This window comes from Streptomyces yerevanensis (assembly GCF_000716805.1).
In the GTDB taxonomy this organism is placed as follows: Bacteria; Actinomycetota; Actinomycetes; order Streptomycetales; family Streptomycetaceae; genus Streptomyces; species Streptomyces flaveus.
Genome location: NZ_JNWJ01000012.1, coordinates 109,506 through 122,595, shown reverse-complemented (window position 1 = coordinate 122,595; position 13,090 = coordinate 109,506). Strand labels below are relative to the sequence as shown.

At 68.7% G+C, this 13,090-nt stretch carries 11 protein-coding genes; 4 read left to right on the top strand and 7 right to left on the bottom strand.

Features of this window, described 5'->3' with window-relative positions; all coding sequences use genetic code 11:
- Positions 1-20 precede the first annotated feature (20 nt).
- The 4 genes from chvE to OP79_RS15155 all read right to left on the bottom strand — a co-directional run bounded on the left by chvE (position 21) and on the right by OP79_RS15155 (position 4,657).
- Positions 21-1,133 (bottom strand): multiple monosaccharide ABC transporter substrate-binding protein, encoded by a 1,113-nt coding sequence (chvE, locus tag OP79_RS15170; RefSeq protein ID WP_425428571.1) that lies wholly within the window; start codon positions 1,131-1,133, stop codon positions 21-23.
- 103 nt (positions 1,134-1,236) lie between these two features.
- Complete coding sequence (locus OP79_RS15165) at positions 1,237-2,205, bottom strand: hypothetical protein (RefSeq protein WP_033320709.1); 969 nt, start codon at positions 2,203-2,205, stop codon at positions 1,237-1,239.
- A gap of 123 nt (positions 2,206-2,328) precedes the next feature.
- A complete protein-coding gene (locus tag OP79_RS15160; protein WP_033320708.1) occupies positions 2,329-3,342 on the bottom strand; it encodes a zinc-dependent alcohol dehydrogenase in 1,014 nt (337 codons plus the stop codon).
- A 148-nt stretch (positions 3,343-3,490) separates the two neighbouring features.
- Entirely contained in the window at positions 3,491-4,657 is a 1,167-nt protein-coding gene (locus OP79_RS15155; RefSeq protein WP_033320707.1) for a mandelate racemase/muconate lactonizing enzyme family protein, read from the bottom strand.
- 263 nt (positions 4,658-4,920) lie between these two features.
- Here OP79_RS15155 and OP79_RS15150 point away from each other — a divergent pair, with 263 nt between their 5' ends.
- The gene (locus OP79_RS15150; protein WP_033320706.1) at positions 4,921-5,676 is read left to right on the top strand and encodes an SCO2400 family protein; all 756 of its coding nucleotides are present in this window, start codon (positions 4,921-4,923) and stop codon (positions 5,674-5,676) included.
- Positions 5,677-5,810: 134 nt separating this feature from the next.
- Here the strand turns inward: OP79_RS15150 and katG are convergent, their stop codons facing one another.
- The 3 genes from katG to OP79_RS15135 all read right to left on the bottom strand — a co-directional run bounded on the left by katG (position 5,811) and on the right by OP79_RS15135 (position 9,211).
- Positions 5,811-8,027, bottom strand: coding sequence for a catalase/peroxidase HPI (katG, locus tag OP79_RS15145; RefSeq protein WP_033320705.1), 2,217 nt, complete (start codon positions 8,025-8,027; stop codon positions 5,811-5,813).
- Positions 8,028-8,047: 20 nt separating this feature from the next.
- Complete coding sequence (locus OP79_RS15140) at positions 8,048-8,500, bottom strand: Fur family transcriptional regulator (RefSeq protein WP_033320704.1); 453 nt, start codon at positions 8,498-8,500, stop codon at positions 8,048-8,050.
- A 270-nt stretch (positions 8,501-8,770) separates the two neighbouring features.
- Positions 8,771-9,211, bottom strand: a complete 441-nt coding sequence (locus tag OP79_RS15135; RefSeq protein WP_033320703.1) for a MarR family winged helix-turn-helix transcriptional regulator — start codon at positions 9,209-9,211, stop codon at positions 8,771-8,773.
- Between the two features lie 87 nt (positions 9,212-9,298).
- Here OP79_RS15135 and OP79_RS15130 point away from each other — a divergent pair, with 87 nt between their 5' ends.
- From OP79_RS15130 to OP79_RS15120, 3 genes are all read left to right on the top strand, one after another.
- Positions 9,299-10,297, top strand: coding sequence for an NADP-dependent oxidoreductase (locus OP79_RS15130; RefSeq protein ID WP_033320702.1), 999 nt, complete (start codon positions 9,299-9,301; stop codon positions 10,295-10,297).
- Positions 10,298-10,772: 475 nt separating this feature from the next.
- Positions 10,773-11,837 (top strand): LacI family DNA-binding transcriptional regulator, encoded by a 1,065-nt coding sequence (locus OP79_RS15125; RefSeq protein WP_033320701.1) that lies wholly within the window; start codon positions 10,773-10,775, stop codon positions 11,835-11,837.
- A gap of 150 nt (positions 11,838-11,987) precedes the next feature.
- Entirely contained in the window at positions 11,988-12,998 is a 1,011-nt protein-coding gene (locus OP79_RS15120; RefSeq protein WP_033320700.1) for an ABC transporter substrate-binding protein, read from the top strand.
- The last annotated feature ends 92 nt before the right edge of the window (positions 12,999-13,090 follow it).

Genomic DNA, 13,090 nt, shown 5'->3' with positions numbered 1-13,090 from the left:
CAATCCTTGAGAAACGGCGGTTACTTCAGGTCGCTTTCCTTGATGTAACCCGAGTCGACGACGACCTTCTGGTAGTTGGTCTTGTCGACGCTGACGGGCTCGAGCAGGAAGGCGGGCACGACCTTCGCACCGTTGTCATAGGTCTTGGTGTCGTTGACCTCGGGCTTCTTGTCGTTCAGCACGGAGTCGACCATGTTGGTGGCGACCTCGGCGAGCTGGCGGGTGTCCTTGTAGACGGTCTGCCTCTGCTCGTCCGCGATGATCGACTTCACCGAGGCGACCTCGGCGTCCTGGCCGGTGACGATCGGCAGCGGCTTGGCCTTGGAGCCGTAGTCGTCGGACTTCAGCGCCGAGAGGATGCCGATGGAGATGCCGTCGTAGGGCGAGAGCACCGCGTCGACGCGCTCCTTCTTGTACGCGGCGGTCAGCAGGTCGTCCATGCGCTTCTGGGCGGTGCCACCGTCCCAGCGCAGGGTCGTGACCTGGTTCAGCTTGGTCTGGCCCGACCTGACCACCAGCTGCTTCTTGTCGATGTACGGCTGCAGGACGTTCATCGCGCCCTGGAAGAAGTACTTGGTGTTGTTGTCGTCGTTCGAGCCCGCGAACAGCTCGACGTTGAACGGGCCCTTCTTGCTGCCGTCCTTCAGACCGAGCTTCTCGACGATGTAGCCGCCCTGGAGCTCGCCGACCTTCTCGTTGTCGAAGGAGGCGTAGTAGTCGACGTTCTCGGTGCCGAGGATCAGACGGTCGTAGGAGATCACCGGGATGTCGGCGTCGGCGGCCTGCTGGAGAACGTTGTCCAGCGACTTGTTGTCGATCGCCGCGACGATCAGCGCGCTGACACCCTGGGTGATCAGGTTCTCGATCTGTGAGACCTGCTGGTCCGGGTCGTCCTCACCGTAGACCAGCTTCGTCTTGTAGCCCTTGGCCTTCAGGCCCTTCTCGACGTTGGCGCCGTCGGCGATCCAACGCTCGGAGGACTTGGTGGGCATGGCGATCCCCACCGTGGAGCCCTTGGCGTCGCCCTTGGTGTCTTCGCTGCCACCATCACTGTTCTGGCCACAGGCGGAGAGGGTGAGGGCGAGGGAAGAGGCCGCGGCTATGGCAGCGAGGGCACTTCTGCGGTTGCGCATGATCATCATCCTTGATACGTGAGGGTGCGCCGGATCGATCTGACGAGGCTGTCGGATTGTGTGCGGCTGCGTGAGCTTTTGTGAAGAGGGTTTATCCGGAACGTTATGAGGGAATTTCGAACCGGTTCAGCTTTCCGGGCAGCCTCGAGCCCAGCGGCGCCATCTCGCCGTCCGCTCCGTGCCGCGCGAGCAGGTCGAGAGCGAGCCGACCGCGCCGCACCCGCTCCTTGGCCGTGCTCAGGGTCAGATCCCGCATGTGGGCCCCGTAGGGGTAGATCCCGGGGGCCTTGGACAGGCCGAACTTCAGGTAGAGCGGGGCGCCGCGCCGGATCAGCTCGGCGACCTCGTACATCCGCACATAGCCGCCGAGATCGTCCGGGGCCTCAATGTACATGTCCATGGGGGCCGCGCTGACCCGGCGGATCTCCGTGAGATGGTCCAGGGTCAGATCGCTGGGCACATTGATCGAGTCCCCGCCGAGCTGCTCGTACACCGCGTACGCCGCAGGGTTGACCGGGCCGATCAGCGCGGAGACCTTGAGCGTCGTGTCGGCGGGGATGATGCCGGCCGCACGTGCCCGGTGCAGGGTCCACAGCACGCCCTCGTCAGCCACGAGGAGGCACTTTACGCCCAACTCCGTTGCGCGAACGGCGTCTTCAAGACACCCGGCGACCGCGTCATGACCGCGGGCGCGCAGCCCCCCGCCGCGGGAGTCGGTACGGGTCGAGCCGCCGATGTCCCAGGTGCCGCGGGGGCCCGTGAACAGGCAGAGCTCGATGTCGCGCTCCGCGGTGGCCTCGACCATCTCGGTGATCTCGGCGTCGGACAGCATCCATACACCGCTGCCCTGGCTGATCCGGTGGATCGGCACATCGAGGCGCGAGGACTCCTTGAGGACCACGGCCAGCGCCTCGGGACCCTCGCACGAAGGGATCTCGGTGCGCCAACGGCCACCTCCGGGGAAGCTGTGCGGTGAGGCGTCGGCGGGATCGAGGGCGGGCGCGCTCAGGCCGAGCGCGGCGAGCTGCGGCTCACCGGGTCGACGGGCGGCCGTGGCGGAGGCGTCGGTCACAACTGTCCTTCTTCGCGTTCGATGTTTCGGACATGGTTCGTGTCAGTGGAAGCACGCCGGTACGGAGTGTCAGGGTCTCCGTACCGGCGTGCGGCTCGTGGGGCGGTGCGGGCGCCACGGGAACTATGGCTTGATCAGCACCTTGCCGACCTTCGGGTCGCCGGAGCCGACGAGCTCGATGGCGTGCGCGAACTCCTCCAGCGGCAGCTCGTGGGTGACCAGCGGCAGCGGATTCAGCAGACCGGCACCGAACACTCGCACCGTGTGCGCCCAGGCCTCCGGAGCCGCACCGAACACGGTGTGCACCTCCAGCTGCCGTACGACGAGATCGGTGGGATCGAGTCCGTCGGCACCCGGAGCCGGGATACCGGTCAGGACGAGCCGTCCGCCACGCCTGAGCAGCGAGGCGGCGGTGCGGGCCGCGTCTGCGGACCCGGCGGTCTCGATGACGACGTCGAAGTCGTCGGGGAGCGGTTCGTCCTTGGTACGGAAGTCCGTGGCGCCGAAGTCCTTGGAGAGGACCGCGCGGTCCGGGCGGGTGCCGACCACGAGCAGCTCACCCGGGGAGCCCGCCTTCAGGAACTGCACGGCGAACATCCCGAGTGTCCCGGTGCCGACGACGGCCACCTTCTCGCCCGGCCGGGCGTTCGCCTTGAGCGCGGCGGCCGCGATGCAGGCGGCCGGCTCCAGCAGGGCGGCGGCGGTCAGGTCCGCGTCGTCGGAGAGGACATGGAGCAGCCGTGCCGGGAGCGTCAGCGTGGCCGCCATAGCGCCGGGCTGCGTGAAGCCCGTCTCCTCGTACCCCGCGGTGCACAGGGTCGTCTCGCCCGCGTGGCAGCGGTCGCAGACCTGGCAGTTGCGGAAGCCCTCACCCACCACCTTGCGCCCGACGAGGGACTCCGGAACCCCGGGCCCCACGGCCTCGACCGTGCCGGACCACTCGTGGCCCGGCGTGAGCGGGTAACGGACGTACCCCTCGGGCCTGTTGCCCTGGTACACCTCACGGTCACTGCCGCAGATGCCGCTCGCGTGGACCCGTACGAGGGCCTCCCCGGCGGCTGGAGCGACGGACTCGTGAGGCACGAGCCGGTGCTCGCCCGGCGCCTCGATGACGACGGCCTGGGCGGCGGCGCTCATGACTGCTCCATGTCGACGTGGCGTGTCGGGGTTCCGAAGGGGCGGTGGCCGCCCCTTCGGACCGCCGCGGCGGCGCGTGACCACCGCGGCGCCGGTCGGCGGTGCCGGGCCAGCCGCAGCCCGCGGCCCACCCCGGTGCCGGGCGCCGTCACTCGGCACCGCCCTGCGAGGAAGGCTTGCGCTGCTCCCAGCCGTCGGCCCACAGGTCGAAGCGGGCCTGCTGCTGCGGGAACTCGGCCGCCGCGTCCGTGTCCAGCTCGACGCCGAGGCCGGGGGCGTCGGAGAGGTGGAAGTAGCCGTCCACGACCTGGGGCGCGCCCTTGACGACCTTCTTGATCTCCGCGTCCGCGAAGTCGTTGAAGTGCTCGAGGATCTTGAAGTTCGGGGAGCTGAAGCCGACCTGGAGGGAAGCGGCGGTGAGGACCGGGCCACCCACGTTGTGCGGGGCGACGAGCATGTAGTGGGTCTCGGCGGTCGCGGCGAGCTTGCGCGTCTCCCAGATGCCGCCGATGTGGCCGACGTCGGGCTGGATGATGTCCACGGCCTGGCTCTCGAAGAGCTCGCGGAACTCGATGCGGTCGTGGATGCGCTCACCGGTCGCGACCGGCATGTCCACCTTCGCCGCCACCTTCTCCAGCGCCTTGAGGTTCTCCGGCGGAACCGGCTCCTCCAGCCAGGCCGGCTTGAAGGGCGCGAGCTCCTTGGCGAGCCGGACGGCGGTGGCGGGGGAGAAGCGGCCGTGCATCTCCAGCATCAGCTCGGCGTCGGGCCCGATCGCGTCCCGTACGGCCTCGATGAGCGAGATGGAGTAGAGGGTCGCCTCGTGGTCCAGCTCGAAGTGACCGGTGCCGAAGGGGTCGATCTTGAGGGCCTTGTAGCCGCGCGCCATGACCTCCTGCGCGGCCTTGTGGTACGCCTCCGGGGTCCGCTCGGTGGTGTACCAGCCGTTGGCGTACGCCTTGACCTTGTCGGTGACCTTGCCGCCGAGCAACTGCCAGACAGGGACGCCGAGAGCCTTGCCCTTGATGTCCCAGCAGGCCATCTCGATCACCGCGATACCGGACATCACGATCTCGCCCGCGCGGCCGTAGTCGCCGTACTTCATGCGCTTGACGAGGTCCTCGACAGCGAACGGGTCCGACCCGAGAATGTGGTTGGTCTGTGCCTCGTGCAGATAGCCGAGCAGCGCGTCGGTATGGCCCAGCATGCGGGTCTCACCGACTCCGGTGAGTCCTTCGTCGGTGTGCACCTGGACGTAGGTCAGGTTCCGCCATGGCGTCCCTACCACGTGCGTGCTGATTCCAGTGATGCGCACGGCAGTCGCTCCCTGTACTCTTCGGCTCTGTTCGAAATTTCGTCACTCGTTCGAAATGCTGTCGCGACAGTAAGGAAATCGCGGTCGGAGTGTCAATGGGTCGAGCGGTCGAACGCGTAACGGTTTCGACGCGATAACGGTGGGATGGTGGGGGATGGTGCGTGCTGTCCCCCCTGCGGCATGCCTGAACTGGCCGTTCCCTACACAACTTTCACAGCTGGCCCTATTAACGTTACCTGTCCGGAATTTAGTCTTCCGGCGACATGGACTACTGCCAGCCGTGCGAACGGCACCTCAACGGCGCTCTCGCCTGCCCGGGGTGCGGCACCCCTGCCGAAGCCTGCCGGGCATACGTCGAGTCGCTGGCCGCATCGGACGCGCGGGACGGGGCGGCTGCCTCCCTGGGCGGCGACGCGCACGACGACGCGCACGACGACGCGCACGACGACGCGCACGACGACGCGTACGACGACGACTCCCACGGCTCCTCCGACGCTCCTCCCAGGGCACGCAGGTCCCGTCGTGGGGTGCCGGGGACCCGGCGGGACCGGCGGGCCGCGCTGCATCGGCGTCGTAGGCAGCGGGCACTGCTGATCGGGGCGGGGCTGCTGCTCGCCGCGGGCGGGCTGAGCCTGGCGGAGCTGGGCAGGGAGGCACCTTCGGGGCAGCCGAACAGTGCCACGGACGACGAGGGCTCGGGTTCGGGGGCGTCGGAGGACGGGTCGCCGGGCTCGTCGGAGGGTGGGGCGGCGGGCTCCGCCGTGACGGACACGGAGTCGCCACAAGCGTCGGCTTCTCCCTCGCCTTCGGAATCGAAGAAGCGGAAGGGCAAGGGCGAGGGCAAGACCCAGAAGCCCTCGCCCACGCAGCAGTCGGAGGACCCCACGCCCGAGGCCCCGGACCCGACCACCGCCCCGCCGGACCCCGACACACCGGATCCCCAGCCGACGACGAAGCCTCCGTCTCCGAAGCCGACGCCTTCGGAGACGTGCAGGCGGGTTTTGTTCTGGTGCTCGTAGCTTCGCACGCCGGTCCGGCTCGTCTCGTCGGCCGGAACTGAGAACGTCCGGGCGGCCGGAACAGAGAACGTCCGGGCCGGCCCCAGCGGGCCGGCCCGGACGTCGTACTCAGGTCCTCGGAATGACCGGAGCGATCAGACGAGGTCGAACCGGTCCAGGTTCATGACCTTGTCCCACGCCCCGACGAAGTCCTTCACGAACTTCTCCTTGGCGTCATCGCTCGCGTAGACCTCGGCGAGCGCACGCAGCTCGGAGTTCGAGCCGAAGACCAGGTCGGCACGGGTGCCCGTCCACTTGACCTCGCCCGTGGCGGCGTCGCGCCCCTCGAACGTGGTCTGGTCGGCGGACGTCGCCTTCCACGTCGTGCCCAGGTCGAGCAGGTTGACGAAGAAGTCGTTCGTCAGCTTGCCGGGCGTCTCGGTGAGCACGCCGAGCTGCGACTGCTGGTGGGTGGCGCCCAGGACGCGCAGGCCACCGACGAGGGCCGTCGTCTCGGGGGCGCTCAGGGTGAGCAGGTTGGCACGGTCGAGCAGCAGGTACTCGGCCGGCAGCCGGTTGCCCTTGCCGTGGTAGTTGCGGAACCCGTCGGCGGACGGCTCGAGCGCGGCGAACGACTCCGCGTCGGTGTGCTCCTCCGTCGCGTCCACGCGGCCCGGGGTGAAGGGCACCTCGATGTCGACGCCCGCGTCCTTGGCGGCCTTCTCCACGGCCGCCGAGCCGCCGAGCACGATCAGGTCGGCCAGGGAGACCTTCTTGGCGCCGGAGTTGAACTCCTGCTGGATGCTCTCCAGGGTGCGCAGGACCGTCGCGAGCTGGTCGGGGTCGTTGGCCTCCCAGCTGCGCTGCGGCTCCAGGCGGATGCGCGCACCGTTGGCGCCGCCGCGCTTGTCGCTGCCGCGGAACGTCGAGGCCGACGCCCACGCGGTGCTGACCAGCTGCGAGACGGTCAGACCCGAGTCGAGGAGCTTGGCCTTGAGGGCCGTGATGTCCGCGGCGTCGATGGCCTCACCCTCGGCCTGAGGCAGCGGGTCCTGCCACAGCAGGGTCTCCTCCGGGACCTCCGGGCCGAGGTACAGCGACTTCGGGCCCATGTCGCGGTGGGTCAGCTTGTACCAGGCGCGGGCGAAGGCGTCCGCGAACTGGTCCGGGTTCTCGTAGAAGCGGCGGGCGATCGGCTCGTAGATCGGGTCGAAGCGCAGCGACAGGTCGGTGGTGAGCATCATCGGGAGCTTCGTCTTCGACGCGTCGTGCGCGTCGGGGATGATCGCCTCGGCGTTCTTCGCCACCCACTGGTTCGCGCCGGCCGGGCTCTGGGTGAGCTCGTACTCGTACTCGAAGAGGTTCTTGAAGAAGTTGTTGCTCCACTGCGTGGGCGTCTCCGTCCACGTCACCTCCAGGCCGGAGGTGATGGCGTCGCCGCCCTTGCCGGTGCCGTGGGTGCTCTTCCAGCCCAGGCCCTGCTCCTCCATGGAGGCGGCCTCGGGGTCGTTGCCGACGGCGTCCGCCGGGCCCGCACCGTGCGTCTTGCCGAAGGTGTGACCGCCCGCGATCAGGGCGACCGTCTCCTCGTCGTTCATCGCCATCCGGCGGAACGTCTCGCGGATGTCGCGGGCCGCGGCGATCGGGTCCGGGTTGCCGTTCGGGCCCTCCGGGTTGACGTAGATGAGGCCCATCTGGACGGCGCCGAGGGGGTTCTCCAGCTCGCGGTCACCGCTGTAGCGCTGGTCGTCGAGCCAGGTGGTCTCGGGGCCCCAGTACACGTCCTCCTCGGGCTCCCAGACGTCCTCACGGCCGCCGGCGAAGCCGAAGGTCTCGAAGCCCATCTGCTCCAGGGCGACGTTGCCGGTGAGGATCATGAGGTCGGCCCAGGAGATGCTCTGGCCGTACTTCTTCTTGACCGGCCACAGCAGACGGCGCGCCTTGTCCAGGTTGCCGTTGTCCGGCCAGCTGTTGAGCGGGGCGAAGCGCTGCTGCCCGGCCCCGGCGCCGCCGCGGCCGTCGCTGATGCGGTAGGTGCCGGCGCTGTGCCAGGCCATACGGATCATCAGCGGGCCGTAGTTGCCGAAGTCGGCGGGCCACCAGTCCTGCGAGGTGGTGAGCACCTCCGCGATGTCCTGCTTCACCGCCGCCAGGTCGAGGTTCTTGAACGCCTCGGCGTAGTCGAACTCCTCGCCCAGCGGGTTCGCCACGGCGGGGTTCTTGGCAAGGATCTTCAGGTTGAGCCGCTCAGGCCACCACTGGCGGTTGCCGCCACCCTGCGTGGGGTGCAGGGCACGCCCGTGCGCGACCGGGCAGCCGCCCGCGCCCTCCGCCTTGGGATCGGTGACGATTGCGTCGGGGTTCTCGGCCATGGGGGAATCCTTCCGAACTACTAGTGATCACGGTGCTCAGGTACCGCGGGGGTGGAACAGTCGGGGCACAGGCCCCAGTAGATGACCTCAGCCTCGTCGACGGCGAAGCCGCGGTGGTCCGATGCGGTGAGGCAGGGGGCGTGGCCGACCGCGCAGTCGACGTCGGCGAGGACGCCGCACGACCGGCACACGAGGTGGTGATGGTTGTCCCCGACACGCCCCTCGAACCGGGCCGGGCTGCCGGGCGGTTCGATACGGCGTACGAGTCCCGTCGCGGCGAGCGCGTGCAGGCCCTCGTACACGGCCTGCAGGGAGACGTGGCCCACGCGCTCCCGCACCCCGGAGGCGATCGCCTCGACTCCGAGGTGGTCGCCGCGGCGGACAGTCTCGAGCAGCGCGACGCGGGCGGCCGTCACCCGGAGGCCGACACCGCGCAGCTCCTCGGCGGTGGTCGGGGACTGGGAGGCGGTCATGGCGCCCAACCTACCCCTACAAACACGAACGGTTCAAGAAAAAGAATGGTTCTAATTTTGTGCCGCGTCGTGCGTCGTCTGTCCCGTTATGGAGCTTTCTGTCCCCACTGTTCGGCTGTAGGAGAGGGATGCTCTCGGGTGCGCCACGGTTCGGGCCGCGCCCCGAGGGGGCCGCAGGCCCCTAAGGGGCGCGGGGAACTGCGCGACCGGCCACGGCGAACCCGCACCCGCCCGCGGCCCCCAACTCCCCACCCCGTAGGCGCCCCAGCCTCAGGACGGAGTCCCCAGCATCCGCAGCAGCAAGTTCCGCAGAGCCAACCGCTCATCCCGCGACAGTCCCGCCAGGGGTTCACGCGCGAAGTGCAGCGACTCGCGGAGGCTCCGGGCGACCCGTCGCCCTTCGTCCGTCACCGCCGCCAGCTTCACGCGACGGTCGCCCGGATCGGGCCGCCGCTCGACCAGTCCGCGCGACTCCAGCCGGTCCACTATCCCGGTCACGTTCGACGGCTCGCACTTGAGCTTCTGGGCCAGCCTTCGCATGGGCAACGGCTCCAGCGAGAGCAGGCTCAGCAACCGCGCCTGCGCCCCGGTCAACGCGTGCTCGGCGGCGGCGTCGTCGTACTCCTCGTGATAGCGGGCCACCACCGTGCCGATGAGATCGACGACCTCCAGGGTCAGGGCGTCGGGGCGGGTCTTCTGCGGAGTGGCCATGGGCTTCAGCGTACCCCCATTACTTGACAACCTGAAATATTCGGGAGCATGCTTGTTTCAGGTACTGAAGTAAATGGAAAGGCTCTCATGATCAACCGCGAATGGCACCTTCTCAGCCGCCCCGTCGGCTGGCCCAAGCCCGAGGACTTCTCCCTCGTCGAGACCGAGGTCGAGCAGCCGGGTCCGGGCCAGGTGCTGGTACGCAACCAGTACCTCAGCGTGGACCCGTACATGCGCGGCCGTATGAGCGCCGCGAAGTCGTACGTCGCGCCCTACGAACTCGGCGAGCCCATGCAGGGCGGTGCCGTCGGCGAGGTCATCGCCTCGAACGCCGAGGGCTTCGCGGTCGGCGACCACGTCCTGCACTTCTTCGGCTGGCGGGAGTACGCCGTCGTGGACGCCAAGCAGGCGGTCAAGGTCGACCCCGAGGCGGCGCCGCTGAGCACATACCTCGGTGTGCTCGGTATGACGGGCCTGACCGCGTACGCGGGTCTGCTGCGCGTCGGCGCCTTCAAGGAGGGCGACGCGGTCTTCGTCTCCGGCGCGGCCGGTGCCGTCGGCAGCCAGGTCGGCCAGATCGCCAAGCTCAAGGGCGCCTCGCGGGTCATCGGGTCCGCCGGGTCCGACGAGAAGGTCAAGCTGCTCGTCGAGGAGTACGGCTTCGACGCCGCCTTCAACTACAAGAACGGCCCGGTCTGGGAGCAGCTCAAGGAGGCCGCCCCGGACGGCATCGACGTCTACTTCGACAACGTCGGCGGCGAGCACCTCGAGGCCGCGATCGGCGCGCTCAACCTGCGGGGCCGGGCCGTGATCTGCGGCATGATCTCGCAGTACAACGCGACCGAGCCGACTCCCGGCCCGCGCAACATGGTCAAGATCCTGCAGAACCGGCTCCGCGTCGAGGGTGTTCTGGTCGGCGACCACTACGACCTCCAGCCCGAGTTCGTCCAGGAGGTCGGCTCCTGGGTCCGCTCCGGCGAACTGAAGTACCGCGAGACGGTAGTTGAGGGCATCGAGAACAACCTGGAGGCGTTCCTCGGCGTCCTGCGCGGCGACAACACCGGCAAGATGATCGTCAAGCTCTGACGACTGCCGGCCCCCTCGGACGGCAGGCAGAGGCCGCACCCACCGGCATGGGTGCGGCCTCTTCGGCGTGCACCTCCGTGTGTGTACGACTTCGCGCGTGTATGGCTACTCGTGCGTACGGCGACCGTTGCTCACACGTACGACCACCGTCGTCGAGCCGTCGGCGGACGGCATTAACAACGTTGTCCAAGTCCCGCACACACCAAGGGAGTTGCCGCCCCCCATCGATGTACGGCCATGAGGAACCGCACGTCAATACCGCATGGCCGGGGCTTTCGCCGCGGAGGCGCTCGGCCGCCGCAGCCGGCCTCCGCTTCGACCTGCACCTTCTGCCGTGTTATTCAACCGTGACGCCTTCTCCTTGCAGCTCTCTTGACCGCCATGGATTGTTAGCGCTCACAATGGCGTCCGCACTCACCGGTCGGCGGCCATCGCCGGCCAACGGTGTTCAACGGCATCCCAAGGAGGTGCGGCCGTGACACATGCACAGCTTCGGCCGCCCACCATGGCGGATGTCGCACGACTGGCAGGGGTGTCCCACCAGACCGTGTCCCGCGTACTGGGGGACCACCCCAATGTGCGGGAGGAGACACGGGCGAGGGTGCTCCGCGCGATCGAGGAGATGGGCTACCGCCGCAACTTCTCCGCACGGGCCCTGGCGACCCGGCGCACCCGGACCCTGGGTGTGGTCGCTTCCAACACCACGCTCTACGGGCCGGCCAGCACGTTGTTCGCGCTGGAGGAGGCGGCGCGTGCCGAGGGATATCTCGTCTCGACGGTCAGTCTGCGCAGGCTGACGGTGGAGACGCTGTCCGAGGCCCTGGACCGCCTCAGCGAGGGCGGGGTGGAGGGTGTCATCGCCATCGCCCCACAGCGGTCGGCGGTCGAGGCACTCGCCGAACTCCGCCACCCCTTCCCGGTGGTGGCCGTGGGCACCGGGTCCGGCGCGGAGGTCCCCAACGTCAACGTGGACCAGCAGCTGGGCGCGCGGCTGGCCACCGGTCATCTGCTGGCCGCCGGTCATCGCAAGGTCTGGCATCTCGCCGGGCCCGAGGACTGGCAGGAGGCGGCCGACCGGGCCGCCGGCTGGCGGGCGACCCTTGAAGCGGCGGATGTCGAGCCGCCCGTGTTGCTCCGCGGAGACTGGAGTCCGCTGTCGGGCTACCGTGCAGGCCAGGAACTGGCCGGCTGGGTGGGCCGGGGGCTGACCGCCGTCTTCGTCTCCAACGACCAGATGGCACTGGGGGTGTTGCGGGCCCTGCGTGAAGCGGGTGTCAGAACTCCCCAGGACGTGGCGGTGGTCGGCTTCGACGACATCCCGGAGTCGGAGTTCTTCGCTCCGCCGCTCACCACCGTCCGGCAGGACTTCTCGACGGTGGGCGAGCGGAGCATCGCCCTCCTCCTCGATCTCATGGAGGGCCGGGCTCCTTCCGGGTCGGCCCGGATCGCCATCGAACCCCAACTCGTCGTCCGCGCCAGTACCTTTCCGTACGGCCCTCAACCGCCGTACGCCCTCCAGCCGGAGGGCGCTCCCGACTGACGCGGGCGCAACCGGTCGCCTCGCACGCACCACCGTGACCGGAATTTCGAACAATGATCGACAGGCTGGACGTAGTGCGGCCGGCCGTTCCACCAGCACCACCGAGTGACAGCGGGTCCATCGCCGGGCCGGCACTTCAAAGGAGAAGACATGCTCAACAGACGGAACTTCCTCACCGCGGCGGTCGGCGTGGCGGCTGCGGGCGGCCTGGCGGCCTGCGCCAAGGAGGACGAGGGCTCCTCCACCTCCTCCTCCGGCGGCAGCGGCGGCAAGAAGCTCACCCTCGGCTTCTCCCAGGTCGGCTCGGAGAGCGGCTGGCGCAGCGCCAACACCGACTCGGTGAAGGCGTCGGCCAAGGAGGCGGGCTACAACCTCAAGTTCTCCGACGCGCAGCAGAAGCAGGAGAACCAGATCTCCGCGATCCGCAGCTTCATCGCCCAGAAGGTGGACGTCATAGCCTTCTCGCCGGTGGTCGTCACCGGTTGGGACGCGGTGCTCAAGGAGGCCAAGGCCAAGAAGATCCCGGTCGTCCTCACCGACCGCTCCGTCGAGACCGACGACAAGTCCCTGTTCGTCACGCTCGTCGGCTCGGACTTCACGGACGAGGGCCGGCGCGCGGCCAGGATCCTGGAGAAGGTCCTCGAGAAGGCCGGCCACAAGGGTGCCGTGAAGATCGCACAGCTGGAGGGCACCACCGGTGCCGCCCCCGCGATCGAGCGTGCCAAGGGCTTCAAGGAGGTCATGGACGCCGACCACAAGGACGACTGGAAGATCGTCGTCAGCCAGACCGGTGACTTCACCCGCGCCGGCGGCAAGCAGGTCATGGCGGCCTTCCTGCAGTCCAACCCGGACATCGACGTGCTGTTCGCGCACAACGACGACATGGGTATCGGCGCCATCCAGGCCATCGAGGCGGCCGGCAAGAAGCCCGGCAAGGACATCCTGATCGTCACGGTCGACGGCGTGAAGGACGGCTTCGTCGCCATGTCCGAGGGCAAGATCAACGCCATCGTCGAGTGCAACCCGCTGCTCGGCCCCCAGCTGATGGAGGTCGTCCAGAAGGTCAAGGACGGCGAGAAGGTCGAGCCCTGGATCAAGACCAAGGAGAGCGACTTCATGCAGGACCAGGCCAAGGAAGCGCTCCCCACCCGCAAGTACTGACCGACCGCACCCACCGGCAGGGAGCCTCCGCCCGACCGAACCCTCCGTCCGGAGGGCCGGCCAGGAGGCTCCCTGCGGGCCTGAACGAAAGT